General features: G+C 72.2%; 22 protein-coding genes and 1 pseudogene. 10 read left to right on the plus strand and 13 right to left on the minus strand.

From position 1 onward, the window contains the following. Positions 1 to 151: 151 nt before the first annotated feature. The 6 genes from DY240_RS20195 to DY240_RS33425 are packed head-to-tail and all read left to right on the plus strand — an operon-like array spanning position 152 to position 6,404. A complete protein-coding gene (locus DY240_RS20195) occupies positions 152 to 1,111 on the plus strand; it encodes a carbohydrate ABC transporter permease (RefSeq protein WP_119661647.1) in 960 nt (319 codons plus the stop codon). Next, a complete protein-coding gene (locus DY240_RS20200) occupies positions 1,108 to 1,932 on the plus strand; it encodes a carbohydrate ABC transporter permease (RefSeq protein ID WP_119661648.1) in 825 nt (274 codons plus the stop codon). Before DY240_RS20195 ends, DY240_RS20200 begins: the two co-directional genes overlap by 4 nt. Next, on the plus strand, positions 1,932 to 2,987 hold the full coding sequence (locus tag DY240_RS20205) for a Gfo/Idh/MocA family protein (protein WP_199701843.1): 1,056 nt from the start codon (positions 1,932 to 1,934) through the stop codon (positions 2,985 to 2,987). The genes DY240_RS20200 and DY240_RS20205 overlap by 1 nt, the downstream gene beginning before the upstream one ends. A gap of 2 nt (positions 2,988 to 2,989) precedes the next feature. Further along, a complete protein-coding gene (locus DY240_RS20210) occupies positions 2,990 to 4,813 on the plus strand; it encodes a heparinase II/III domain-containing protein (protein WP_119661649.1) in 1,824 nt (607 codons plus the stop codon). Continuing rightward, positions 4,810 to 5,571, plus strand: coding sequence for an amidohydrolase family protein (locus tag DY240_RS20215; protein WP_147375413.1), 762 nt, complete (start codon positions 4,810 to 4,812; stop codon positions 5,569 to 5,571). Before DY240_RS20210 ends, DY240_RS20215 begins: the two co-directional genes overlap by 4 nt. Further along, positions 5,568 to 6,404, plus strand: a complete 837-nt coding sequence (locus DY240_RS33425) for an amidohydrolase family protein (protein ID WP_119661651.1) — start codon at positions 5,568 to 5,570, stop codon at positions 6,402 to 6,404. The genes DY240_RS20215 and DY240_RS33425 overlap by 4 nt, the downstream gene beginning before the upstream one ends. 48 nt (positions 6,405 to 6,452) lie before the next feature. On the opposite strand, the pseudogene DY240_RS20225 reads toward DY240_RS33425, so the two are convergent. Together DY240_RS20225 and DY240_RS20230 are read right to left on the minus strand one after the other, a co-directional pair. Further along, positions 6,453 to 7,463: pseudogene (locus tag DY240_RS20225) on the minus strand (helix-turn-helix domain-containing protein); the annotation flags it as partial. A gap of 40 nt (positions 7,464 to 7,503) precedes the next feature. Then, positions 7,504 to 8,358, minus strand: coding sequence for a fumarylacetoacetate hydrolase family protein (locus DY240_RS20230; RefSeq protein WP_199701845.1), 855 nt, complete (start codon positions 8,356 to 8,358; stop codon positions 7,504 to 7,506). Between the two features lie 190 nt (positions 8,359 to 8,548). On the opposite strand from DY240_RS20230, the gene DY240_RS20235 reads away from it, so the two are divergent. Both DY240_RS20235 and DY240_RS20240 read left to right on the plus strand, forming a co-directional pair. Then, the gene (locus DY240_RS20235; protein WP_119661671.1) at positions 8,549 to 9,859 is read left to right on the plus strand and encodes an aspartate aminotransferase family protein; all 1,311 of its coding nucleotides are present in this window, start codon (positions 8,549 to 8,551) and stop codon (positions 9,857 to 9,859) included. 93 nt (positions 9,860 to 9,952) lie between these two features. Then, positions 9,953 to 11,269: a helix-turn-helix domain-containing protein gene (locus DY240_RS20240; protein ID WP_119661653.1), complete on the plus strand. Its 1,317-nt coding sequence runs from the start codon at positions 9,953 to 9,955 to the stop codon at positions 11,267 to 11,269. A gap of 52 nt (positions 11,270 to 11,321) precedes the next feature. Here the strand turns inward: DY240_RS20240 and DY240_RS20245 are convergent, their stop codons facing one another. Beyond that, positions 11,322 to 11,723, minus strand: coding sequence for a Rid family hydrolase (locus DY240_RS20245; protein ID WP_119661654.1), 402 nt, complete (start codon positions 11,721 to 11,723; stop codon positions 11,322 to 11,324). A 75-nt stretch (positions 11,724 to 11,798) separates the two neighbouring features. Continuing rightward, positions 11,799 to 12,539 (minus strand): FadR/GntR family transcriptional regulator, encoded by a 741-nt coding sequence (locus DY240_RS20250; RefSeq protein ID WP_119661655.1) that lies wholly within the window; start codon positions 12,537 to 12,539, stop codon positions 11,799 to 11,801. Positions 12,540 to 12,640: 101 nt separating this feature from the next. On the opposite strand from DY240_RS20250, the gene DY240_RS20255 reads away from it, so the two are divergent. After that, positions 12,641 to 13,306, plus strand: a complete 666-nt coding sequence (locus tag DY240_RS20255; RefSeq protein ID WP_119661656.1) for an RraA family protein — start codon at positions 12,641 to 12,643, stop codon at positions 13,304 to 13,306. A gap of 23 nt (positions 13,307 to 13,329) precedes the next feature. Continuing rightward, positions 13,330 to 14,088 (plus strand): SDR family NAD(P)-dependent oxidoreductase, encoded by a 759-nt coding sequence (locus DY240_RS20260; protein WP_119661657.1) that lies wholly within the window; start codon positions 13,330 to 13,332, stop codon positions 14,086 to 14,088. A gap of 11 nt (positions 14,089 to 14,099) precedes the next feature. Here the strand turns inward: DY240_RS20260 and DY240_RS20265 are convergent, their stop codons facing one another. The 9 genes from DY240_RS20265 to DY240_RS20305 are packed head-to-tail and all read right to left on the minus strand — an operon-like array spanning position 14,100 to position 22,849. Next, positions 14,100 to 14,849 carry an SDR family NAD(P)-dependent oxidoreductase gene (locus DY240_RS20265; RefSeq protein WP_119661658.1) on the minus strand — a complete coding sequence of 250 codons (750 nt, stop codon included), beginning with the start codon at positions 14,847 to 14,849 and terminating at the stop codon, positions 14,100 to 14,102. Further along, positions 14,846 to 15,667, minus strand: coding sequence for a creatininase family protein (locus DY240_RS20270; RefSeq protein WP_119661659.1), 822 nt, complete (start codon positions 15,665 to 15,667; stop codon positions 14,846 to 14,848). The genes DY240_RS20265 and DY240_RS20270 overlap by 4 nt, the downstream gene beginning before the upstream one ends. Next, positions 15,664 to 16,449 (minus strand): amidohydrolase family protein, encoded by a 786-nt coding sequence (locus tag DY240_RS20275; protein ID WP_119661660.1) that lies wholly within the window; start codon positions 16,447 to 16,449, stop codon positions 15,664 to 15,666. Before DY240_RS20275 ends, DY240_RS20270 begins: the two co-directional genes overlap by 4 nt. After that, positions 16,442 to 17,305, minus strand: coding sequence for an amidohydrolase family protein (locus tag DY240_RS20280; protein ID WP_158602916.1), 864 nt, complete (start codon positions 17,303 to 17,305; stop codon positions 16,442 to 16,444). Before DY240_RS20280 ends, DY240_RS20275 begins: the two co-directional genes overlap by 8 nt. Next, a complete protein-coding gene (locus tag DY240_RS20285) occupies positions 17,295 to 18,395 on the minus strand; it encodes a mandelate racemase/muconate lactonizing enzyme family protein (RefSeq protein WP_119661662.1) in 1,101 nt (366 codons plus the stop codon). Before DY240_RS20285 ends, DY240_RS20280 begins: the two co-directional genes overlap by 11 nt. 3 nt (positions 18,396 to 18,398) lie before the next feature. After that, entirely contained in the window at positions 18,399 to 19,235 is an 837-nt protein-coding gene (locus tag DY240_RS20290; RefSeq protein WP_119661663.1) for a carbohydrate ABC transporter permease, read from the minus strand. Next, positions 19,232 to 20,155 carry a carbohydrate ABC transporter permease gene (locus DY240_RS20295; RefSeq protein WP_147375414.1) on the minus strand — a complete coding sequence of 308 codons (924 nt, stop codon included), beginning with the start codon at positions 20,153 to 20,155 and terminating at the stop codon, positions 19,232 to 19,234. Before DY240_RS20295 ends, DY240_RS20290 begins: the two co-directional genes overlap by 4 nt. 34 nt (positions 20,156 to 20,189) lie before the next feature. Further along, positions 20,190 to 21,494: an extracellular solute-binding protein gene (locus DY240_RS20300; RefSeq protein WP_119661665.1), complete on the minus strand. Its 1,305-nt coding sequence runs from the start codon at positions 21,492 to 21,494 to the stop codon at positions 20,190 to 20,192. Further along, complete coding sequence (locus tag DY240_RS20305; RefSeq protein ID WP_119661666.1) at positions 21,491 to 22,849, minus strand: helix-turn-helix domain-containing protein; 1,359 nt, start codon at positions 22,847 to 22,849, stop codon at positions 21,491 to 21,493. Before DY240_RS20305 ends, DY240_RS20300 begins: the two co-directional genes overlap by 4 nt. Positions 22,850 to 23,083 lie beyond the last annotated feature (234 nt).

A 23,083-nucleotide genomic window follows, 5' to 3' on the forward strand; every position in this document is an offset into this window, starting at 1 on the left:
CGTGGAAGGGCGACCCCATCGGCCACCAGCGACCCGAGATTCTTGACAGCAACTTTATGGCCGCCGTAATGTCCCGATCCGGACGTCCATAACTGCGATTGCGCAAGACTAGCGGCACGAAGGCAGATGTCAACCCCCACGGAGGCTCCGAATGACGACCATCGCCTCGGCCGCGCCAACGGCGACGTCGCCGGTCCCCGCGCCCAGCGACGGCCCCGCCCGCCGAGGACCGGCCCGTGGTAACGCGGTAGGTCAGGCACGGTGGATCCCCTACGCCTTCCTCATCCCGGGCTTGGCGTTCCTCGGCGTCTTCTTCGCCTGGCCGGCGTTCACGGCGATCCAGTTGGCCTTCTACCGCTACGACGTCGTGTCCCCGCCGGAGTTCATCGGACTGGACAACTTCGCGACCGCCTTCACCAGCCCGGACTTCTGGCAGGCGCTCAGGAACTCCGCCCTGTTCCTGCTCATGTACCTGCCGCTCGTCGTCTTCCTGCCCCTGCTGCTCGCCGTCCTGGTCAACGCGAAGATCCGCGCGGTCTCGACGTTCCGGCTGCTGTACTACCTGCCGGTCGTCACGCCGATGGTGGCGATCGCCATCGCCTGGAGCTACGTCTTCCATCCGCGTGGCGGGTTGAACTGGGCGCTGCTCGAGCTCGGCGTGGTCGACGAGCCGATCCAGTTCCTCCTCGATTCCACCTGGGCGTTGCCGGCGGTCGTCGCCGTCGAGGTCTGGCACGGGCTCGGGTACTTCATGGTGATCTACCTGGCCGGCCTGCAGGCCATCCCCCAGGATCTGTACGCCGCGGCCGCCCTCGACGGCGCCGGATGGTGGCGGCAGCTGACGAGCATCACGATGCCGCTGATCCGCCCGTACTTCGCGGTGTGCCTCGTGCTCGGTGGTGTCTTCTCCATGCAGGCGTTCGCCTCGATCTACGTCCTGACCGGGGGCGGCCCGCAGGGCGGGAGCAGCACGCTCGGCTTCTACATCTGGTCCGAGGCGTTCCAGCGGTTCAACTTCGGCTACGCGAGCGCGGTCGGGTTGATCCTGTGGGCGCTCCTGCTGACCTTCGCCGCCGTCAGCCACCGTCTGTCGCGGGGTGACGCCGCATGAGGCCCCGCTCGTGGGCGATCCCGGTGCGCTACGTCGCGATGGCCGCGGTGGCGCTGCTGTTCGTCGGCCCGTTCCTCATCCTCTTCACGACCGCCTTGAAGCCGTCGGACCAGCAGGTGTTCAGCTTCCCGCCCAGCCTCCTGCCGTGGCCGCCGGCCGTCGACCACCTGGTCGAGGCGTGGCACGCCATCCCGTTCGGCCGCTACCTGCTCAACTCGCTCATCTACGTCGTCGCCACCGTGCCGCTGTACATGACGGTCTCCGCGCTGACGGCATATCCACTCGCCCGCTATGCGTTCCGCGGCCGCCAGCTGTGCTTCTACCTCATCCTCTCGATCCTGTTCCTGTCGCCCGAGGTCATGTTGATCCCGAGGTTCCTCGTGGTCTCCGAGCTCGGTCTCACCGACACCTTCCTGGGCGTGATCCTGCCGAGCGGGCTGTCCGCGAGCGGCGTGTTCCTCCTCCGGCAGGCGTTCGCCGCGATCCCGGCGGAGCTGCCCGACAGCGCGCGGGTCGACGGGGCCAACGAGTTCAGGATCTTCTGGAGCGTCATGCTGCCGCAGGTGCGGCCGACCCTCGCGGTCCTCGGGATCTTCGGCTTCGTGTCGGTGTGGAACAACTTCGTGTGGCCGTTGGTGGTCCTCAAGGACTCGGACAAGTACCCGATCGCCCTGGGCCTGGCCTACCTGGACAGCACCCTGGGGGCGGACGCCAGGACGGTGGCCGCCGGCGCGCTGATCGCGCTGGCCCCGGTCGTCATCGTCTTCCTCGCGATGCAGCGCCAGTTCATCGAGGGCATGCAGGGATCAATGAAGGGCTGATGAGCATGCAGCAAGCGCACCACGTGCGGCTCGGCGTCGTCGGGACCGGACTGATGGGACGGGCCGCGGCGATCGCCGCCGTCTCCCACGTCGACGTCACCGTCACCGCTCTCGCCAACCGCAGCCGGCCGGGCGCCGACGGCCTCGCCGACGACCTGCGCGCCACCGGCCGGGACCGCCCCGAGGTCTTCGACCGGCTGGACGACCTGCTCGCGGCCGGCGTCGTCGATGCCCTCATCGTCGCCACGCCGGACGACCAGCACGCGGACGCGGTCGTCGCCGCGGCCGCCGCCGGCGTCCACGTCCTGGTGGAGAAGCCGTTCGCCACCCGCATCGACGACGCCGAGCGGGCGCTGAAGGCCGTCCGCCACGCCGGCACGCTCGGCATGTGCCTGTTCAACCACCGCTGGGTGCCCGCGTACGCGCAGGCCAAGGAGCTGGCCGCCGATCTCGGCGCCCCGGTGCTCGCGTACGCGCGCAAGAACGACACCCTGCACGTGCCCACCCAGATGCTGAGCTGGGCGGAGAACACCACGTGCGCATGGTTCCTCTCCAGTCATGACATCGACCTGGTCACCTGGCTGTTCGACGACGACGTGGCCGAGGTGGTCGCCTCGTCGCGCAGCGGCGTCCTGCGCGCCCGCGGCATCGACACCCCCGACGCGGTCCAGATCCAGTGCCGCTTCGCCGGCGGTGCCGTGGCGACGTTCGAGTCGTGCTGGATCTACCCCGACACGTTCCCCACGATGACCGACAGCTTCGTCGAGGTGGTGTACGAGAACGGGGTCGTCCAGCTCGACCGGCTGGCCGAGAACATCACCGTCGCCGACCACACGGCGTACCGGCATCCGCGCAACGTCCTGCTCCGCACGCTGCACGGCCGGCCGTCCGGCGCCTACCACGACGCGATCCGGCACTTCATCGACTGCGTCCGGACCGGCGCGGCGCCGCTGGTCACCCTCGAGAGCTCCCGCCACGTCACCGCCGTGCTGGCGGCCGCGCACGAGTCGCTGCGGACCGGTGCGCCGGTGCGTGTCGCGGGGGCGGAGGGGTGACGATGCGAGCCACACCGGTCGAACGGCCGCACCACGTCGACACCGCCCGCATGCGGCACATCTCCCGGCCGCATCTGCTGGCCGGGCTCGGCGCCGACGGCGCCGCCATCGACGACGTACGCCGCCGGCTCGCCCGGCGGGCGGCGGCGCACCCGCCGGTCTGGGATCCGCGGCGGCGGCTCGAGGACCTCGACGCGGCCGCCCTCGCCGAGGAGATCTCCGCCGCCGATGCCCTGCTGACCCGGCGAACCGACTTCCTCTCGCCACAGGCGGCGCGCTCGGGCCTGTACGGACTGCACTACCTCGGCTGGATGCGTCCCCTGATCACGGCCCACCTGGCGACCGGCGACGACCGGTACGCCGCCGCGTTCGCGCGCCACTTCGACGACTGGTACGCCAGCCGGGACCACGTCGTCGGCGACTGGCCCGGGCTCGACGTCGTCTGGTACTCCCTCGGCGTGTGGGCGCGGGCCACGCTGCTGGTGCCGGCCGTGGCGGCGTTCGCCGAGAGCGACGCGATGCCCGACGACACCATGGCGGCCGTGCTGGCGACGCTGCTCGGCGGCGCGCGCTGGGCGGCCGAGGAGCACGACGCCTTCCGCCCGGGCAACTGGCAGCTGGTCTGCGCCGGGGAGCTGCTGCACGTGGCCGGCCTGCTCCACGAGGCGCCGGAGGCGCCGCTGTGGGTGGAGACCGGACGGGCCAGGCTGGTGGAGCACCTCGACCGCGACTTCTACGCCGACGGCGGCCACCTCGAGCGATCCCCCGGCTACCACGCGTTGTGCCTGGAGGCGCTGCAGCGGGCGGCCGTGGTCGCGCGCCGCGACCACGGTCTGGACATCGCCGCCCATCCGACGTTCCACGCCGCACATCGCTGGCTGGCCGAGATGGCCACGCCGGCGGGATGGGTGCCGCCCTGGCAGGACAGCGGCACCGTCTGGCCCGGGGAGGCGCTCGCACGAGGCGCCGGCATCCTGCCGGGCAGCGGCGTGGACGAGCCCGCCGGACGGAGTGCGCACCTGGCCGACAGCGGATACGTCGTGCTGCGCGGGGACGGGCCGTCGGCGGCGTACTTGGCACTCAACGCCGGGCCGTACGTCGCCCACGAGCTGGAGTCCCACAGTCACCTGGCGGTCACCGACTTCGTCCTGTCGGCGTGGGGCGCTCCGCTGGCGGTGGAGGCGGGCGGACCGCCGACCTATGACGACCCCCGGTACCAGGACTGGTACCGGAGCCCGCGGTCCCACAACACGCTGACCCTCGACGGGCACGTGATGTCCGAGCAGCGCGACGCCGCCGTCGACGCGGCCGTCCTCGCCGGGCCGGTCCAGCTGGTGGTGGCCCACCACGACGGGTATCCCTTGCGGGTCACGAGGCGCGTCCTCTTCGTGGCGGCCGAGCCCTGCTACTGGCTGGTCTCGGACCGCGTCGACGGCGAGGCACCCGCCACCTGGTCGATCCTCGCACCACGGCCGTGGCTGCCGGAGGCCGGGAGCTTCCGCACCGACGGAGCGCCGTGTCTGTCCGTCGTGCCCGCCGATCCACCCGACGAGGTGGCCGTCGAGGAGGGACCCGGACAGGTGCCCGGTGACGGGGCGGCGCGGTACCAGGAGCTGACCGCCCTGCGGCTGCGCTCCGCCACCGGCAGCTTCGACGTGCTGCTCGCGCCGGGCCGGGAGGCCGGCGAGCCGCCGTGGTCGCTGCGGCGCACCGGCGAGGGCTGGATCGTCGGGAACGGCCAGGTCGTCGACCGGCTCGCCGACGGCAGCTGGGAACGGCGCACCCCCTCGGGCCGGTTGCTCGCGTCTGCTCAGTGGCCCGCATGACGGCGCCCCATCCGCGGCTGCGGCTGTACGACGCCAACTGCATGATCGGGCCCACGCCCTGGGGGCTGCCCGGCGACCTGGACGCCGACGCCCTGGAGCGGCGGATGGACCGCTTCGGCATCGAGCGGAGCCTCGTCTGCCACACCGCCGCCTGGCGACACGACCCCGCGACCGGCAACGCCCTGGTGGTGAGTGCGCTCGCCGGCCGGCCGCGGCTGCGGCCGTGCTGGGTCGGCGTCCCCAGCACGTGCGCGGAGATGCCGCCGGCGAAGGAGTTCGCCGAGCAGGCGCTGCGCGCCGGCGTCGGGGCGATCCGGGTCTTCCCCGGCGACCACGGGTTCGCGCTCGACGGCCCGGACTTCGCCCCGCAGGCCGACGCCCTCGCGGAGGCCGGGCTGCCGCTGCTCGTCGACATCGACTCCACGTCGTGGGCGGCCGTCGACCGGCTGCTGTTCGCCCACCCGGATCTCGTGGTCGTCGTGTGCGCGACCGGCTACCGAGCCATGCGCCCGGCCGCCGGCCTGCTCGACCGGCACGTCAACGCCCGGCTGGACCTGTCGGATCTGTCCACCCACGAAGGGTTCGAATGGGTGTGCGCGACGTTCGGGGCCCACCGGGTCGTGTTCGGCACCGGGGCACCCCTGCGAGACCCGGCCGAGGCCGTCACGCGGCTGCTGTGGTCCGACCTGGACGACGAAGCGATCGCGCAGGTCGCGGCCGGCAACCTGGATGCGCTACTCCCCGAGGAGCCCCGATGAACCGTCGAGCGGAAGAGCTCACCCGCGCGTTGCGCGAGCGACGCCCGCAGACCGCGGTCCGCATCGTCGACGCGCACGCGCACGCCGGGCCCTACTCGCTGTTCTACATCCCCCGCAGCTCGCCGGAGGGCATGGTCGCCGTCATGGACCGGTGCGGCGTGCGGACCGCGCTGGTCTCCAGCAACCTCGCCATCCAGCTGGACGCGGCCAGCGGCAACGACGCGACCGCGGCCATGATCCGGCGGCACCCGGGCCGGCTGCTCGGCTACGCCGTCGTGAACCCGTGGCGTGACCCCGTCGCCGAGCTGGAGCGGTGGCACGGCGACCACCGTTTCGCCGGGATCAAGATCCACCCCGACCTGCACCACTACGCGCTGGACGCACCGCGGTACGACCCGGTGTGGGACTACGCCGAGGAGACCGGCCAGCCGGTGCTGACGCACACCTGGCTCGGCAGCGAGTACGACGACCTCGGCCACGTCGCGCGGGTCGCCGAACGGCGCCCCGGCGTCCGGATCATCGCCGGCCACGCCGGGGTGCTGCGCGAGGGCATCGACCGCGTCATCGCGCTGGCGCAGGACCACCCCAACGTCTTCCTGGAGATCTGCGGGTCGCGCGGCCACGGCGCGCTGCTGGCGCGGATGGTCGACGAGGTCGGCGCCGGCCGCGTGATCTACGGCTCGGACTTCCCGTTCATCGACATGCGTACGTCACTGGGCCGCGTGATCTTCGCGGGGCTGGCCGACGCCGATCTGACGCAGGTGCTCGGCGGCACCATCGCCGGCCTCGTCCCCGCCCTGGCCGAGCAGCCCGGCGCGGCCGCGAGCGCGTAGCTCGCTCGGGCTCAGGCCGACCTCGCGCAGCATCGTGGCCCGGAACTGCCGGGTCGTCGCGAAGCCGCAGCGACGGCCGACCTCGGCGACCGGCAGCTCGCCGCCGCCGAGCAGTCCGAGCGCCTTCCGCACGCGCAGCCCGGTGAGGAGTCGCCGGAACGTCGTGCCGGAGTCCTGTCGCAGCGTGTGCGCCAGATGGAACGGGCTGACCCCGAGCTCGGCGGCCGCCCGGGCGAGGGTGAGCCGGTCGTCGGTGAACCGCCGCCGCAGCAGGTCGTGGGCCCGGCCCGCCAGGCCCGGGCGGTCGGCCGGCCCGGCGAGACGCGACAACGCACCGAACCGGTTCACCAGCCACTCGTGGACCTGGCTGCGCTCGTGCAGTTCGCTGAGCGCGACCAGGTCGGCCAGCGAGACCAGGCCGAGCGTGCTGCGCCACCGCGGCGACCCGTCCTCGGCGCGGGACGGGTCGACGGCGGCCGCGACGTCCATGACCAGCCCGGGCAGACAACGGGCGAAGACGTCGCGAGGTGAGGCGCCGTGGCGCAGCAGCGTGTCCACCCACATCTCCACCCGGACGACCGCCCGCGCGGTGTCGCCGCGGCGCACCAGCCCCACGATGGCGCGGGTGATGTCCGGCGGTTCGAGCGGCACGTCGCCGGTGCGCGCCGTGAGGATCTGCCCACCGCCGCCGAGCACCTTGCCCGCGAGCGTCTCGCGGGCCTGCCGCGCCGCCCGCGCGGCGGCTCCGCGGCCGTCGGCCACCGAGCTGACGGCCACCGAGGCCGTCGCCGACGTCGAGCCGGCGATCCGGCCCCGGATCCGCGTCGCCAGCTCCCAGGCGTCGTCCCGCAGACCGTCGGGCGCCGGGCCCGAGAGGGTGACCAGCCAGGAGTCGGGCGGCACCGCTCCGACGCTGCCGGCACCGTGGTCGGCGCAGGCGGTGGTGACGACGCGCTCCGCCTCGGCGCGGGCATGCTCGGCCCAGTCCCGGCCGCGGCGTTGCGCCTGCACCAGGTAATCGTCGAGATCGACGCACAACGCGACGACGCAACCGATCATCGTTGAATTGTACGCGACAAAATCAGTATTACGGAAGGTCTTAATTAGCCCACTGCACCGGGCTCACGAGCGTCCCGAGGCCGTCGATGTGCGCATGCATGACGTCGCCGTCCCGGACCGGCGCGATGCCCGCCGTCGTGCCCGTGGCGATGACGTCCCCGGGCAGCAGCGTCATCCCGTCGGTGAGGTCCGCGATCAGCTTCGGGATGGGATGGACCATGTCGCCGGTGTGGGCGCGCTGGCGGACCTCGCCGTCGACGGTCAGGGTCATGCTCAGCGCGTGCGGGTCGGGCACCTCGTCCGGTGTCACCAGGAACGGCCCGAGCGGAGCGAACGTGTCGAACGCCTTCGAGTGGTCCCACGGCTCCTGGCGCCGCATGCTCTCCAGCTGCAGGTCGCGAGCCGTCATGTCGTTGACGATGGTGTAGCCGGCCACGACGTCGGCCCAGTCCTCCTCGGGGACGTCGCGGCAGCGACGGCCGATGACGACCGCGAGCTCGACCTCGTGCTCGACGTGGCGGGTGCGCCGCGGCGGGCGCACCGGCGCGCCGTGCCCGATCAGCGCGCTCGGCGGCTTGAAGAAGAGCACCGGGACGGGGGGCACGTCGAGGCTGCTCTCCTCGGCGTGGGATCGGTAGTTCAGGGCCAGGCAGCACACCTTGGAACACGAGGCGACGGGCGTCTGGAAGATCACGTCGCTCGCCGTCAGCCGGTCGGCGCTCTCGGCGCGTCGTGCGGTCTCGTCGGCCAGCCCGTCGGCGCCGAGCCGGTCCAGTGCCGCCACCGGATCGGCGCCGGCATCGACGTCGCGTAGCGAGATCAGGGTCTGGTCGTCGAGCGCCGCGGCGAGCTCGACCGGCCCCTCGGGTGTCCTGCGGATGCGCGCGAGTCGCACGTGTCTGTCTCCCGTCCGTGGTGGGTGCCTCTCGCCGAGCAAGTCTGTCCGCGTCCGCGGCGGCCCGGTAGGACCAGTTGTTGCGACCGGGTACGCCGACTTGCTCGATCTGTTGACCACCTCCCCCGCCTGCGGTGGTGTGGGCCACGCTGCGGAGGCGACGAGACCCATCGGAGGACGTGACGTGGTGATGCCAGTGGTGAGCCGGTCCCCGGGCGAGGCAGCGGTGCTCCGGGAGCGCGCCGCGCGCGTGCTCGCCGGCGGCGTGTCGAGCGACGCCCGGCGCCTGCCGAACGGAACCCTCTTCGTCGACCGCGCCGAGGGCGCGCACCTCTACGACGTCGACGGCAAGCGGTACATCGACTACGTCCTCGGCCAGGGACCCGCCCTGCTCGGCCATGCGGCCGGCCCGGTCGCCGACGCGGTCGCGGCGCAGGTCCGGCGGGGCGTGAGCTACTCCGCCCAGCACCGCGACGAGGTCGAACTGGCGGAGACACTGGTGCGGGTGGTGCCCGGCGCCGAGAAGGTGCGGTTCAACTCGGTGGGGTCCGAGGCGGTCCACGGGGCGCTGCGGCTGGCCCGCGGGCACACCGGACGCAGCAAGGTGGTGAAGTTCGAAGGGCACTACCACGGCTGGCTCGACCCGGTGCTGTACAGCGTCCACCCGCCGGTCGACGCGGCGGGCCCGGCCCGGCAGCCCCGCCCGGTCCCGGGCACCGGCGGGCAGCAGCTCAGCTCGGCCGGCGACCTGCTCCTCGCCCCGTGGAACGACCTCGACGCCCTGACCGAGCTGATGGAGCGGCACGGGGACGACGTCGCTGCCGTCATCATGGAGCCCGTGCTGTGCAACACCGGCGTGATCATGCCGGCCGAGGGCTACCTCGAGGCGGTTCACGACCTGTGCCGCCGGACGGGGGCGCTCCTGGTCTTCGACGAGGTGATCACCGGTTTCCGGCTGTCCCTCGGCGGGGCGCAGGAGTATCTGGGCGTCACACCGGACCTCGCCGTCTTCGGGAAGGCGATCGCCGGCGGCATGCAGCTCTCGGCGTTCGCCGGACGGGCCGACGTGATGGATCGCATCTCATCGGGGCAGGTCGCGCACGCCGGCACCTTCAACTCCCACCCGGTGGCGGTCGCCGCGGCCCGGGCGACCCTCGAGGTGCTCGAACGCGACCGGGACGTGATCTACCCACGGGTGTTCCACCTGGGCGCGCTGCTCGCCGAGGGCCTGCGCGAGGCGGCCCGGGAGGCGGGTGTCCCGCTGCTGGTCACCGGTCCTGGGCCGATGATCCAGACCTACGTCACCGACGCCGGCGACGTGCGGGACTACCGGGACTTCGCCCGCACCGACCTGGCGGCGGCGGCACGGCTGCACGGGTTGCTGATGGACCGCGGCGTCAACATCGTCCCGCGCGGCCTCTGGTTCCTGTCGACCGCCCATACGGAGGAGGACGTGACCGAGACGGTGGCCGCGGCCGCGGACGCATTGCGGGCGCTCTGACGGCCGTATGGTCGCTAGAGTCGCGGGCATGAGCGTTGTGGTCGGGCATAATCCGCGTTTCGCGCGGGCCGGTTCGCTCCCGGGCGGATCGGCGTGACCGCGCCCCGCCGCTCGGGCGCGGTCCGCGTCGGCGTCGTCGGCCCCTCCGACGCGGTGCAGCGCATCGTCGACGTCGGGCAGGCGATGATCGGCCGCGACGTGCCGGCGATCAGCGTGGTCGCGGCCAGTTACAGCAAGCAGTCCCAGATCGCCGATCGGGTGCGCGGCATGGTCGACCGAGTGGACGCGCTGCTGTTCGCGGGCCCGCTCCCGCATGACATCGCCCTCGCCGAGGGCGTCCTGACCCGGCCGGCCACCCACGTGGAACTCACGGGGTCCTCGCTCTACGGCGCGATGATCCGCGCGATGCGCGAGGGCGTGATCGACGTCGAGCGCGTCAGCATCGACTCGCTGGGCGCCGACGCCGTGGCCGAGGCCTATCAGGAGTGCCAGCTCTCCCAGCGGCAGGTCCATGCCATGCCGTACGACGCGGTCGACAGCGCGGCCGGCTTCGCCGCGTTCCACGAGCGGCTCTACACCGCCGGCCGGACGACCGGAGCCCTCACCACCGTCGGTGACGTCACCGACCACCTCATGAGCCGGGGGGTGCCCGTCGTCCGCATCCGGGCGACCCGTTCCGCGCTGCGGACGTCGCTGCGCGCGGCGGCGTTCCTCGGCGCGGGCAGCCTGCTGGAGTCGGCCGGCGTCGCCGTGGGCGTCGTCGAGGTGCCCGACCTCCCGAAGGGCTCGTCCGGCGAGTCGCGCCAGCCCTGGAGGTTGCAGCAGCTGCGCCTCGAGATCGTCACGGCGCTGCGGCCGGAGGCGGAGCGCGCCGGCATCAGCGTGCTCCCGCGCGACGACCGCAGCATCATGCTCCTGGCCACCGTGGCCTCGCTCGGACGCCTCACCCACCAGTTCAGCCGGGCCGACTTCGTCGGGCTGATCCAGCAGCGGACCGGTGTCGCTCCCCTCGTCGGGTTCGGCATCGGCGAGACCGCCGCGGCCGCCGAGCGACGCGCCGAACAGGCCGTCTCCGAGTCGCACGGCAGCACGCGCGCCGTCGTCAAGTTCGGCGACGGGTCGACCCTGTCGCTGGCCGACGAGGGCGAGGACGCCGGTCCGAAGCTCGTCGAGGCCAAGCACCTGGACACCTTCCATGCGCTGCGCGGCGGCCTGCCGGCTGCGGGTGCCGGGGTCACCATCGTCGACGCCGAGTCCGCGGCACAGGTGCTGGGCGTGAGCCCGCGGACCGCACGGCGGGTCCTGCAGGACCTCGCACGGGTCGGACTGGCCTGGCCGGTGCCGCCGCCGGCCGACGTCGTGACGCCCGGCCGGCCGCGGCAGACCTATCGGCTCGTCGACGCGGTCTGACCGGCGGTCGGATGCGCCCCCGTCACGAGCGCGTGCTCCGGCGGCGGAAGCGTCACTGCGGCCGGACCGCGACGACGTCGATCTCGACGAGGATGCCGTAGAGCTGCGAGCCCACGGTGGTGCGCACCGGCAGCGGCTCGCTGAACGCGCGCCGGTACACGGCGTCGTAGGCGTGGAAGTCCCGCTCGAGGTGCGCGAGGTGAGCGGTGGTCTTGACGACGTCGGCGAAGCCGCAGCCCGCCGCGGCCAGGATCGCTTCCAGGTTCCTCAGGACCTGCTCGGTCTGCTCGGCGACATCCGTGCCGACGATCTCCCCCGTCTCCGGGTCCTGCGGGCCGATTCCCGCCGTCCACACCAGCGTCTCGGTGCCGATGGCCTGCGAGTACGCGCCGGCCGGTGCGGGTGCCTGGTCGGTGCTGAAACGGATCTTCGTCGCCACCGGTGCTCCTATCATGGGATTTATGGGATGATTGCAAGCGCGCCCGAACCCGTCAAGTGCTGACGGGGCGGCCGCGGCTGCCCGCGCGCCCTACGTCTGCGCGCCCGGTGCGGCGCCGGGGCGCGCCCGTACGGCGTCGGACGCGAGCCGGTCGCGCTCGCGGGCCTGCTCGAGCGCCCAGACGGCGGAGCGGATGTGGCCCTCCATCGCGTCACGCGCGCGACGCGGTGAGCGGTCCTCGATGGCCGCGGCGATCTCCTCGTGCTCGCCCAGCGCTCGCTCGACGGCCTCGGGGATCGCGCCGGTGGCCTCCCGGGCCTTGCCGAGGAGGTCCGACATCGGTGCGAGCAGGCGAGCCAGGACGGGATTGCCACTCGCTTCGGCGACCGCCTGGTGGAACTCGATGTCGGCCTCCCAGACGTTGACGCCCAGCTCGAACGCCGCCCGGAAATGCGCCAGTGCGCGTTTGATCGCCAGCAGGTCCTCGTCGGTGCGGTGCCCGGCCGCCCGTTCGGCCGCCGCCGGCTCCAGGATCAGCCGGACGTCGTAGAGGTGGTCGATGGTCTCGCCGCGCAGCAGGTGCGAGATCGCCGCGGTGGCCAGGGCGCTTCGGGCCCCGGAGTCGACGATGCGAGCCCCCAGGCGCGGGCGCACCTCCACGAGGCCGAGGACGCGCAGCGTCTGCATCGCTTCGCGGACGGTGTTGCGGCCGACGCCGTACATCGCTCCCAGCTGCTGCTCGGAGGGCAGGGTGTCGCCGGGCCCGTACTCCGCCCGGGCGATGCGAGCCAGCAGGTCGTCGGCGACGGACTTGCTGAGCCGTTCGGCCACGACGGCGCACCTCCGGTTCCACAGCTCGCTGATCGTCGTCTTGACGATATCTCAGCCGCTCATTACCCTCCCATTTGTAGGATAAATGGGAGGATTGGTCAGTGAGCTCTGCGGCGACGGACGACAGTGTGGTCTCGGCGGTCCGGGAGCGGCTCGGCACCGCGGTCATCGGCGACGTCCTCGACGCGCTGGGACGGGTCCACCAGGTCCTCCCTCCCCGGCTGCGGCCGCTGGCACCGCACCTGAAGCTCGCCGGCCGGGCGATGCCGGTCCTGAACGCCGACGTCCACGGGCCGCAGCGCACGCCGTTCGGCCGCTTGACCGAATCGCTCGATCAGCTCGCGCCCGACGAGGTGTACGTGGCGGGCGGTGGCACGTCGAGGTGCGCCTACTGGGGCGAGCTCCTCACGGCCGCCGCGCGGACCCGGGGCGCGGCCGGCGCCGTCGTCGACGGATACCACCGCGACACGGCGAAGGTCCTGGACCAGCGCTGGCCCGTGTTCAGCCGCGGTGCGTACACCCAGGACTCCGCCGTCCGGCTGACGACGATCGACTACCGCGTGCCGATCGAGATCGGCGGCGTGTGGATCGAGCCTGGCGACCTCGTGGTCGGCGACGTCGACGGCGTCGTGGTCGTCCCGGGCGGCATCGAGGCCGAGGTGATCGAGCGGGCGCTGGAGAAGGCGGCAACGGAGAACGTCGTGCGCACGGCGATCGAGAACGGCATGTCGGCGGTCGAGGCGTTCCGGACCTACGGGGTGCTGTGAGCGCGCATCACGGAGGTGGCGCCATGCGGCTGGCGAACACGGTGGCCGTGGTGACCGGGGCGGCCGGTCACATCGGCTCGGCGATCACGGCTCGCCTGCTGGACGAGGGCGCCACCGTCGTGGCGTCGGACCTGCGGTTCGCCCAGGCCGATGACACCGCCCGGGTGACCCGGGTGCCGCTCGACCTCCGCGACCACGGCGCCGGGCGGCACCTGATCGACACCGCGGTCCAGGAGCACGGAGGCGTCGACGTCCTCGTGGCCAACGCCGGCAAGGCGACCGACGCCGACCTCGATGGTGACGACGATCTCTGGCGGGACGACATCGACGTCAACCTGACCGCGAACGTCGGCCTCTTCGGTGCCGCCGTGCGCGCGATGCGTGCGCGGGGCGGCGGCGCGATCGTCGCGATCTCCTCCGTCAACGCGCACGCCGACTTCGGGAACCCGGCCTACTCGGCGGCCAAGGCAGGGCTGGAGGCACTGGTGCGGTCGGTGGCCGCGCGCCACGGCCGCGACGGCATCCGCGCGAACGCCCTGGTGCTGGGCACGGTCGCCACCCCGGCCTGGCGGGAACGCGTCGAGCGCGACCCGGAGGTGTTCGAGAAGCTCCGCGCCTGTTTCCCGCTGGGCCGCGTGGGCCGGCCCGACGACGTCGCCGGTGTGGTCGCGTTCCTGGCCTCCGCCGACGCCGCATGGATGACCGGCTCCTCCGTCGTCCTCGACGGCGGGCTCCTGGTCGCGAACCCGTCCTTCACGTCGACGGTGTTCGGCGCGAGCTAGCGTCGCGCCGCTCACACCGCCAATGTCAGGCCGCCGTCGACGACGAGCCCGTGGCCGGTGACGAAGGTCGCGTCCGGCCCGGCGAGGAACACGACCGGGCCGGCGATCTCCTCCGGCCGGGCGAAGCGCCGCAGCGGGTTCTTCGCGGCGAGGCGCTCCTTCGTCTCCGCGTCCCAGCCGCCCTCCTCCCAGGCGTCGGTCCAGGTCGAGCCCGGGCAGACGGCGTTCACCCGGACGCCCAGGCAGGCCCATTCGACCGCGAGGGTCCGGGTGAGCGAGAGCAGCGCGGCCTTCGACGCGTTGTAGTGCGCCATCTCCGGTTGCCCGGTGAGCGCGTTGACCGACGCGACGTTGACGATGCTCAGCTCCGCGCCGCGCGCACGTTCGACCATCGCGCGCGCGAGCCGGAACGCACTAGCGACGTTGACGTCGAGGACGAGGTCGAACTGCGCCGGGGACAGCTCGAGGCTCGGGATGCGCGGAGCCAGCGCGGCGTTGTTGACGAGGATGTCGACCGGCCATCCGATGCGGTCGAGCGCCGCGACGACCTGCTCGGTGTCGCGGACGTCGGCGGTGAAACAGGCGAGCCGGCCCGGTGTGTCGCCGGCCGCCGCCTGCAGCAGCTCCAGGTCCCGCTCCCGGACGTCACAGGTCGCGACGCGCGCCCCCTCGGCGAGCAGCCGGCGGACGATCGCGCGTCCGATGCCGCGGGCGCCGCCGGTGACCAGCGCCGTCCTGGTGGCGAAGTAGTCCCCGGTCATTCCGTCTCCTCCGCACCGGGCCGGCTCCGCCGTCCCGAGCCCGGCACGTGTGCCGGCGGGGTCCGGGCGGCGACGTCGCGGAAGAACGCGGCGGCCTCGGCGACGACGACACGCAGCGCCTCCGCGCCGACGGCGGGGTCGGCCCGGTGCGCGCCGTCGCTGTAGCCGTCGATCGCCGCGACCCACCCGTGCGTCTCGACCCAGGGCGCGGCGAGGGGGTGGGTGGGTGCGGACGGCCCGGCCTCGACGCGGCGGGTCGCGGCGAGGTCGACTCCGCCCGGGCGGGCGTGCATGAGCAGTGACGCCTCGAACGCGCCGGCGTGCCCCGGCACCGGGCCGAGGCCGTGGTCGGCGCCGAGGCGGGCGAGTCGCTCCCAGGCGACGGTCCAGTAGCCGGTCGCGGCGACGATCACCGGATGCTCCAGCGTCACCTCGCGCGCGGCCTGCCGGGCGAGGTCCTCGTTGCCGCCGTGGCCGTTGAGGAGGATCACGCGCCGGAATCCGCCGCGGACGGCGGATTCCACGACGTCGACGAGCAGCGCCAGGTAGGTCCGTCCGCGCACGGAGAGCGTGCCCGGGTGCGGGAGGTGGTGGTCGGACGCCCCGACGTTCAGCGCCGGAGCGACGAGCACCGGCCGTTCCGGCGTGCTGGCCTGCTCCGCGGCGGCCCGCGACACGTACTCGGCCAGGATCGCGTCAGTGGCCAGCGACATGTGGGGTCCGTGCTGTTCCGTCGCACCGAGCGGAACCACCAGCGTCGCGGTGCCGACCAGCCGGCGCAGCTCGCCACTGGCGTAGTCCTCGAGAAGGGTCCTCATCGGCGCGCCACCCGGAAGAGCCGCTCGGCGTTGCGGTAGGCGATGTCGGCGACCTGCTCGGCGGTGAGCCGGGAGTAGAGCAGCGTTCCGAGCTGCAGGGCCCCGTTCACGAACGGAAGGTCGCTGCCGAAGAGGATGCGCGTCGAGCCCAGCGCGCCGGTCAACGCGTCCACCGCCCCGTCGTTGGACAGTGCTCCGCACAGGTCCAGCCAGACGTTGTCGTGGTTCTCGACCAGAGCCACGACGTCGTCCATGGGGAAGTCCTGCCCGGCGTGACCGAGGATCACCTGCGCCGTCGGATACCTCTCGGCGAGCTGTCCGAACACGTCGAGACTGTCGCCGCCGAAGTAGCTGTGCGACAACACGGGCAGCCCGCGCTCGGCGGCGAACTCCCACATCGGGCGGTACGCGCGGGAGTCCAGCGGGTGGTCGCCGTGGAGCTCGGGGTGCACCTTGACGCCACGGAAGCCGGGATGCTCGAAGCACCGTTCGAGCTCGCCGGTCACGCTGTCGGGGTAGTTCGGGTTGACGACGCAGTAGCCGACGATGCGGTCGGGACGGCGTGCCATCGCCTCGAGGACGAGGTCGTTGCCGTAGACCACGTCGGAGGAGATCGCCGCGTGCGCCGACACGACGGCGACGTCGATCCCCATGGCGTCCATCGCCGCGACGACGCCGTCGACGTCGTTCTGCGGGATGTGGAAGTTCCGGAAGTGACCGAGATGGACGTGCGCGTCGACGATCCTGGCCGGACGGTGCCTCGCCGGGTGGGCGTCATGCATGGTGCGCCACCTCCGCCACGTCGTTCGCCCGCGGCAGTAGCGCCCGGAGGTTGCCGGCCGCGATGCGCTGCTTGTCGGCGGCGGAGATGTCGGCGGTCTCCAGGTGGAACCGGGCCGCACCCATGCTCCGCTCGGGGTAGCCGGACCCGAAGACCATGCGCTCGGCTCCGAACCGCGCGACGAAGTCCTCGATCCCGCGGTGCACGTTGAACCCGGCGGACTGCACGTAGAGGTTGTCGTGCCGCTCCAGCAACGGGTACAAGGTGCGGTTGTTCCGGCCCTGGACCTCCATGAGGATGACCTTCAGTCCGGGGTGATGGCGCAGCACCTCGTGCAGGACCGCCCACGGTGGTTCGGCGCGCCGGAACAGGTGAAAGTCGAGCGCCACCGGAATGCCCGACCGCTCGAGCTCGTCGAGCAGGGGCCCGACCACCCATTCGGCCAGCAGGAACCGGTGCGCCGCGGCGTCGGTGGACGGGTGGAGCCGGCCCATGACGACTCCGGCCTCGCGCATCCGGGCCACGACCTCCTCCGGCCGCGGGAACTCGCCGGTGTGATGCGGAAGGAGCAGCCACGCCGGGAGCAGGCGGTCGTCCCCCGGCAGCTCGTCGGCCAGCAACTCGTTGCCGATCCGCGGCGAGTACTCGCGGGCGAGGGTGTGGTGGACCACGGCCGCGTCGATCCCGACCCGGTCCAGCTCCGCCAGCAGGCCGGCCGCGGTCAGCAGCCGGTTGGCGGTCCACTGTGCGCCGGACCGCCGCCCGATGTGGACGCCGCAGTCCAGGAACGACACCCCCGGGCCGGCGACCGGGCCTTCACCTCCCGCCGGGTCCAGGGGGTCCGCTTCAGATGGCATGACGTTCAAGGCGCTCCTCGTCGACATCGATCCCGAGCCCGGGCCGGGTCGGGGGCAGAAGATGGCCGTCGGCGATCTCGAGGTCGGTGGAGACCACGTCGTCGGCGTGGTACAGCCAGCCGGCGACGTCGCTCGGATGCTCCAGCCGCGGCAGCGAGAAGGCCAGGTGCGCGGCCGCCGACGTGCCCGCCCCGGTCTCCGGCATGCTGCCGATGGCGATGCCGACATGGTGCAGCGCCGCCATCTCGGCGATGAGCCGCGCCGGCCGGATGCCGCCGGACTCCGCCACGTACACGTTGATGAAGTCCGCCGCTCCCCGCGCGAGCACGGCGCGCGCGTCCTCGGGCGTCCACACGCTCTCGTCGACCATGACCGGGGCGTCGGTCCGTTCGCGCACCAGCGCCAGTCCGTCGTGGTCGTCCGGATGCAGCGGCTGCTCGACCGAGAGCACGTCGTACCCTTCGAGCCGGCGGATGGTGCGCACCGCCTCCTTCGCCGTGACGCACGCCATGTTCAGGTCGACGCGGATGCCCAGGTCGTCGCCGAACTCCTTCCGCAGCGCCGCGACCGTCGCGACCAGGTGGTCGGCGTCGCGATGCGCCTTCACCTTCACCGCGGTGAACCCGGCGTCGACGTAGCCCGCCGCCTCCCGCACGCACTCCCGCGCAGCGGCGATGGACAGCGACATGGACAGCCGCACACGGTCGAGCGACCTGCCGCCGAGCAGGTCGACCACCGGCCGCCCGAGGAGCTTGCCCTGCGCGTCGAGCACCGCCATCTCGACCGCGGCGACGGCCGTCTGCGAGTGCCGGCCGAACTCGAACGCCCGCCGGACCGCCCCGACGATCCGGGTGTACTCGAAGACGTCGGCGCCCACCACGACCGGCGCGACGAGGTCGTCGACCAGGGTGCACAGGCGGGCGCCGTCGCCGTGCCAGATGAGGGAGATCTCTCCGATCCCCTCAGTGCCGTCCTCGAGGCCGAGCCGCACCAGCCCGTACTCCGACCAGTGCTGCTCCCCCAGCGCGCTGGTCATGACGGAGCGCCGCGGGACGCGGTACGGGGTCGCCGTGAGATGAGTGATCCGCATCGGTCAGCCCTTCGTCGCGCCGGTCAGCGTGCCGCTGAAGAAGTACCTCTGGAGCAGGAGGAACACGCCGACGGTGGGCACCGAGGCGAGCACCGCCACCGCCGCGATGTTGTGCCAGTTCCCGGTCAGCATCGACATGAAGTACTGCAGGCCGATCGAGATCGTGAAGTCACCGGGATCGCGCAGGATGAGGAGCGGCCAGAGGAACTCGCTCCAGGTCAGCGTGAACACCAGGATCGCCGACGTCGCCATCGGCGCCTTCACCAAGGGCAGCATCACGCGCACGAAGGTGTGCCCGTGCCCGCACCCGTCGAGGAAGGCCGCCTCCTCCAGCTCGACCGGCAGCGCCGCGAACGCCTCCTTCATGATGTACACCGTCAGCCAGGCGAAGGCCGCGGCGAGCGGCACGATGACCCCGACGAGGCTGCCGTACATGCCCGCGTTCTTGCTCACCACGAACAGCGAGAGCATGATCGACGGGAACGGGATCAGCATCGTGGCGAGCACCGCGGCGAAGACGGCGTCCCGGCCGCGGAAACGCAGCCGCGCCAAGGCATACCCGGCGAGGGTCGCGCAGCCCACGTTGGCCGTCACGGTTCCGACGGCGACGATCATGCTGTTCGCGAAGTACCCCGGCACGCCGCTGGATCCCCACACGTACTCGAAGTTCGCCAGCGTCGGCGGCTGCGGGAGGATCTGGGGCGGCACCGCGAACACGTCGCCGTCGGCCTCCAGGCTGATCGAGACCAGCCACAGCAACGGGAAGAGCATCGCGACGATGACGAGCGTGAGCACGCCGACCACGGTCAGGCGGCCCGAACGGGTGAACGGCGAGCTCACACGGACCTCCGTCGAGCGAGCAGGAGCACGGCGCCGACGACGACCGCCACCGCCAGGAGCAGGACGACGGCCATCGCGCTCGCCGCGCCGAACTCGAGGTTCTCGAACGCGGTCTCCCAGATCAGGTACGCCACGTTCTTGCTGGCGTTCAACGGTCCGCCGCTGGTGAGCACGTAGACCTCGTCGAACGCCTTCAGCGAGTTGGCCAGCGAGACGATCGTGCACAGCAGGATCGCCGGGCGCATCAGCGGAACGACCACGGAGAAGAAGGTGCGCACGCCGCTCGCGCCGTCGACCGCGGCCGCCTCGAAGAGCTCGTCGGGGACGGTGAGGATGTACGCCAGGTAGATCAGCAGGTAGACCCCGAGCGACCGCCAGACGATCACCACGATCACCGACCACTTCGCCCAGGCCGGGTCGGTCAGCCAGCCCACGGGCGTGTCGCGGACACCGGACCACTGCAGGAGGTAGTTGAGGATCCCGTGGTCGTCGAGGATGACCTTCCACGCCACCGACGACACGATGATCGGCACCACCACCGGCAGGTAGAGCGCCGCGCGGAAGAACCGCCGGAACGGGATCCGCCGGTGGATCCAGTACGCGAGCGGCAGCGGGATGCAGGTGAGCGCCACCGTCACCGCAGCGGCGATGACGGCGGAGTTCACGATCGCCGTCGCGAAGGTCGGGTCGTCCAGGAGGGCGCCGTAGTTGCGCAGGCCGACGTAGTTCCCCGGCTGCAGGCCGTTGTAGTCGGTCAGGCTGATGCCGACGGTGTCGACGATCGGATACATCACGAACACGCCGACCAGCACGGCCACCGGCAGGACGAAGATCGCCGCCCATCCGCCCGCTCCGCGTGAGGTGCGTCGTGGGCGCACCGCGGGCTGGGTGGGCTCTGACACCGGGCGTGTCTGGAGCACGCTGCTCCTTCCCCTCAGTCGATCCGGACCGGCGTCAGTCGGCGAGCAGGCCGTTCCACTCCGTCGCGGCGGCGTCGAGGGCCTCGGCCACCCCGACCTCGCCCAGCAGCGCCGCCTGGAGGTTCTGGCGCAGGCTCTCCAGCAGCTTCGCGACGTCGGGGTGCTTGGGCCAGAAGAACCGGATCGGCTGCGAGGTGAGGACGTCGGCCCCGAAGAGCTCCAGGTAGGCCGGGTCCTCGACGTCCGCCTTCAGCGTCGGCAGGACGGGCGCCTCGGCGGCCAGCTCGATCACCGTGCCGCTGACGTAGCGCGCGAAGTCCAGCGCGAGGGCCGGGTCGTCCGAGCCGGCCGGGATGGCGAACTGCTGGAGGAACGCGTTCGCGTAGCCGGTCGGGCTCTCCGGGTGGGGCGCGAGGCCGATCTGCTCGACCACCTCCGCGGAGGCGTTCGCCTCGATCCAGCGCAACAGCCACGGACCGTTGAACATCATCGCGACCTGGCCCTGCGCGAACTCGCGCGCGCCGTCAAGGGTCGTGCCGTTGACGCTGGTGCCGCTGATCCAGCCCGCCGCCACGCCGTCGACGTAGTTCTGGACGTGCTCGACCGCCTCGGGCGTGTTGAACGCCGCGGCCGTGCCGTCCTCGTCCAGCAGCGGCACCCCCGCCTGGCTGGCCAGGATGTCCGCGGTGTTGCCGGCGTCGTTGAAGTCGTCGAGCGTGTGGACGAAGCCGGCGAGGCCGGTGCGTTCGTGAATCCGGCGGGCGTACTCGAAGACCTCGGCCCAGGTGGTCGGCGGCTGGTCCGGGTCGAGCCCGGCCGCCTCGAAGATGCCCTTGTTGTACAGGAGCGCGCTGCCGCTCCCGTAGTAGGGAACGGCGTACGGCTCGCCATCGATCACCCCGGCGTCCCAGAACCCTTCGGTGTACTCCGCGGCGATGTCCTCGACGTCGTCGGTGATCTCGCCGATCGGCAGCACGGTGCCGTTGTCGGCGAGCAGCGGCAGGATGAACGGCGTCACGTTCACCACGTCGGGGATGTCGCCGCTGGTCAGGGCGCTGATCAGGCGCGTCTGGGTCTGCTGGTAGTCGCTGACGTCGACCCAGGTGACCGTCACGCCCTCGTGATCTGCCTCGTAGGTGTCGATCAACCCCTCGATGTAGGCCTGGTAGCCCTCCTTGAGGTTGATCGTCCAGAACTCGATCTCGCCGTCCCCGGGCCCGGCCGACTCACCGCCGTCCGGCTCGGTGCCGCCGCTCGTCGCCGAGCAGCCGCCCACGGTCAGCGTCGCCGCGGTGGCGGCGGCGAGCAGGGCGACGGTCTTCCTCGTGACGCGTGTCATGTGCCTGTCCTCTCGTCGCCGATGTCGGCGGAGTCGTGCCGCGAGCTGGTCTCGTCGCGGAGGAACTCGCTGAAGCGGAGTCGGTAGAGATGCTTCGGCCGCCCGCGCGTGGACGGCTGGGACGACCCGACGGCGGCCGCCAGGCCGTCCTGGCGCAGCGCGCGCAGGATCCGCCGTCCGCTGGTCGCGGTCAGGTTCAGGCTGGTGCCCAGGTCCTCCGCGGAGATGCTGGCGCCGTCGAGCCGGCGGTCGAGCTCGATGAGCTGGGTGAGCGTCGCCACCCCCAGTCCGGTCTGCCGGCTGAGACGCTCGAGCGCGGCGTCGTCGGACTTGAACCGGTACCGAGTCGGCCGCTCGCCCGTGTCGAGCAGCGGGCCGAGCACCACGCCCTGCTCCGTGAGCAGGAACGCGCACGAGACGCCGGCGTGGTGGGCCCGCTCCGCTGCCAGCGTCGCGTAGTGGACGCAGCTGCGGGTCGACTCCCCCAGCCCGAACCCCGCGACGACCCGGCCCCGCACGACGTCGCCGAGCTGGTCGAGGAGGTCGAGGGACCGCCACTGATGGGTCATGTCGCGCATCAGCTTCTTGTGCCCCAGGACGAGCACCTCGGTGCCGGATCTGACGTCGATCCAGGCGTCCTTCCAGCCCATCGTCGATTGCAGCACCGCCGCGATGCGCTCGGCGGCATCGGGGACCGCGTCATCGGGCGACGGCTCCGCACGGAAGATCGCCGCCGACAGGTGCAGATCCTCCTTGCGGATCGACACCGCTCGCAGGCTCAACTCGCGGACCGTCGCGGTGATCGTCGACGCGGTGGAGAGCACGCGGACGACGGGCGCGCCGAGCGTGCCGTCGAGCAGGTGGAACACGCTGTTGCGAGCGGTCAGGGCGTAGCGCGCCCCGATGGCCGACTGCTGCCGCCGATGGAACTCGGCGATCTCCTCGGGGCCGGTCCGGCCGTCGAACGGCAGCACCGCCACGGAGTCGCGGGCCAGGCCCAGCTCGGCGAGCAGGTCGACGACCAGGTGCTCGGGCACGCTGTCGATGCTCGCCGGGGTGAGCTCCATGCCGAGGGCACGGGCGCGCAGGAAGCTCAGCGAGATGTCCAGCGGGGTCGGGACCACGTCGGCGTACGGCATGTCCTCGGGGATCACGGGCAGAGCCCGCTCGAGCGACAGCGGACCGGCGAAGCACAGCGCGTCGCAGTCGGGCAGCACCTGTTCGACGGTGGACCGGATCGACGCCTCGTCGTTGTAGACGCCCCATCGAACGCGCACCCCGTCGAGACCCTCGAGGGCGCGGCGGAACAGGGAACGTGCCTCGGCCGGCACGATGAGACCCAGCCCTACGCGCATGGACGGAACCTCCACGGATCGCCGGACACGGTCGGTTCGATGGGTGATCGTAAATAGCTCATATTTCGATCGACTCATCATTCAGCCGTGCTGAGATACCGGCAAGAGCAGGCTCTGAGTCGTGACCGGATCGTGACCATGAGCCGTCAGGGCCTGCCACGTGATGCGCGTATGTCGATCACATCTCTGTACGCCCATGCACGCGAGAACGCGGCCGGCGCCCTCGTCGGGCGC

It is taken from the genome of Jiangella rhizosphaerae (genome assembly GCF_003579925.1).
Taxonomy (GTDB): Bacteria; Actinomycetota; Actinomycetes; order Jiangellales; family Jiangellaceae; genus Jiangella; species Jiangella rhizosphaerae.

Bases quoted from the DNA above. Each gene is read 5' to 3' on its own strand.
- DY240_RS20195 (WP_119661647.1), top strand. From the start codon at position 152: ATGACGACCATCGCCTCGGCCGCGCCAACGGCGACGTCGCCGGTCCCC.
- DY240_RS20200 (WP_119661648.1), top strand. From the start codon at position 1,108: ATGAGGCCCCGCTCGTGGGCGATCCCGGTGCGCTACGTCGCGATGGCC.
- DY240_RS20205 (WP_199701843.1), top strand. From the start codon at position 1,932: ATGAGCATGCAGCAAGCGCACCACGTGCGGCTCGGCGTCGTCGGGACC.
- DY240_RS20210 (WP_119661649.1), top strand. From the start codon at position 2,990: ATGCGAGCCACACCGGTCGAACGGCCGCACCACGTCGACACCGCCCGC.
- DY240_RS20215 (WP_147375413.1), top strand. From the start codon at position 4,810: ATGACGGCGCCCCATCCGCGGCTGCGGCTGTACGACGCCAACTGCATG.
- DY240_RS33425 (WP_119661651.1), top strand. From the start codon at position 5,568: ATGAACCGTCGAGCGGAAGAGCTCACCCGCGCGTTGCGCGAGCGACGC.
- DY240_RS20235 (WP_119661671.1), top strand. From the start codon at position 8,549: ATGCCAGTGGTGAGCCGGTCCCCGGGCGAGGCAGCGGTGCTCCGGGAG.
- DY240_RS20245 (WP_119661654.1), bottom strand. From the start codon at position 11,723: ATGATAGGAGCACCGGTGGCGACGAAGATCCGTTTCAGCACCGACCAG.
- DY240_RS20260 (WP_119661657.1), top strand. From the start codon at position 13,330: ATGCGGCTGGCGAACACGGTGGCCGTGGTGACCGGGGCGGCCGGTCAC.
- DY240_RS20265 (WP_119661658.1), bottom strand. From the start codon at position 14,849: ATGACCGGGGACTACTTCGCCACCAGGACGGCGCTGGTCACCGGCGGC.
- DY240_RS20270 (WP_119661659.1), bottom strand. From the start codon at position 15,667: ATGAGGACCCTTCTCGAGGACTACGCCAGTGGCGAGCTGCGCCGGCTG.
- DY240_RS20275 (WP_119661660.1), bottom strand. From the start codon at position 16,449: ATGCATGACGCCCACCCGGCGAGGCACCGTCCGGCCAGGATCGTCGAC.
- DY240_RS20280 (WP_158602916.1), bottom strand. From the start codon at position 17,305: ATGCCATCTGAAGCGGACCCCCTGGACCCGGCGGGAGGTGAAGGCCCG.
- DY240_RS20285 (WP_119661662.1), bottom strand. From the start codon at position 18,395: ATGCGGATCACTCATCTCACGGCGACCCCGTACCGCGTCCCGCGGCGC.
- DY240_RS20300 (WP_119661665.1), bottom strand. From the start codon at position 21,494: ATGACACGCGTCACGAGGAAGACCGTCGCCCTGCTCGCCGCCGCCACC.
- DY240_RS20305 (WP_119661666.1), bottom strand. From the start codon at position 22,849: ATGCGCGTAGGGCTGGGTCTCATCGTGCCGGCCGAGGCACGTTCCCTG.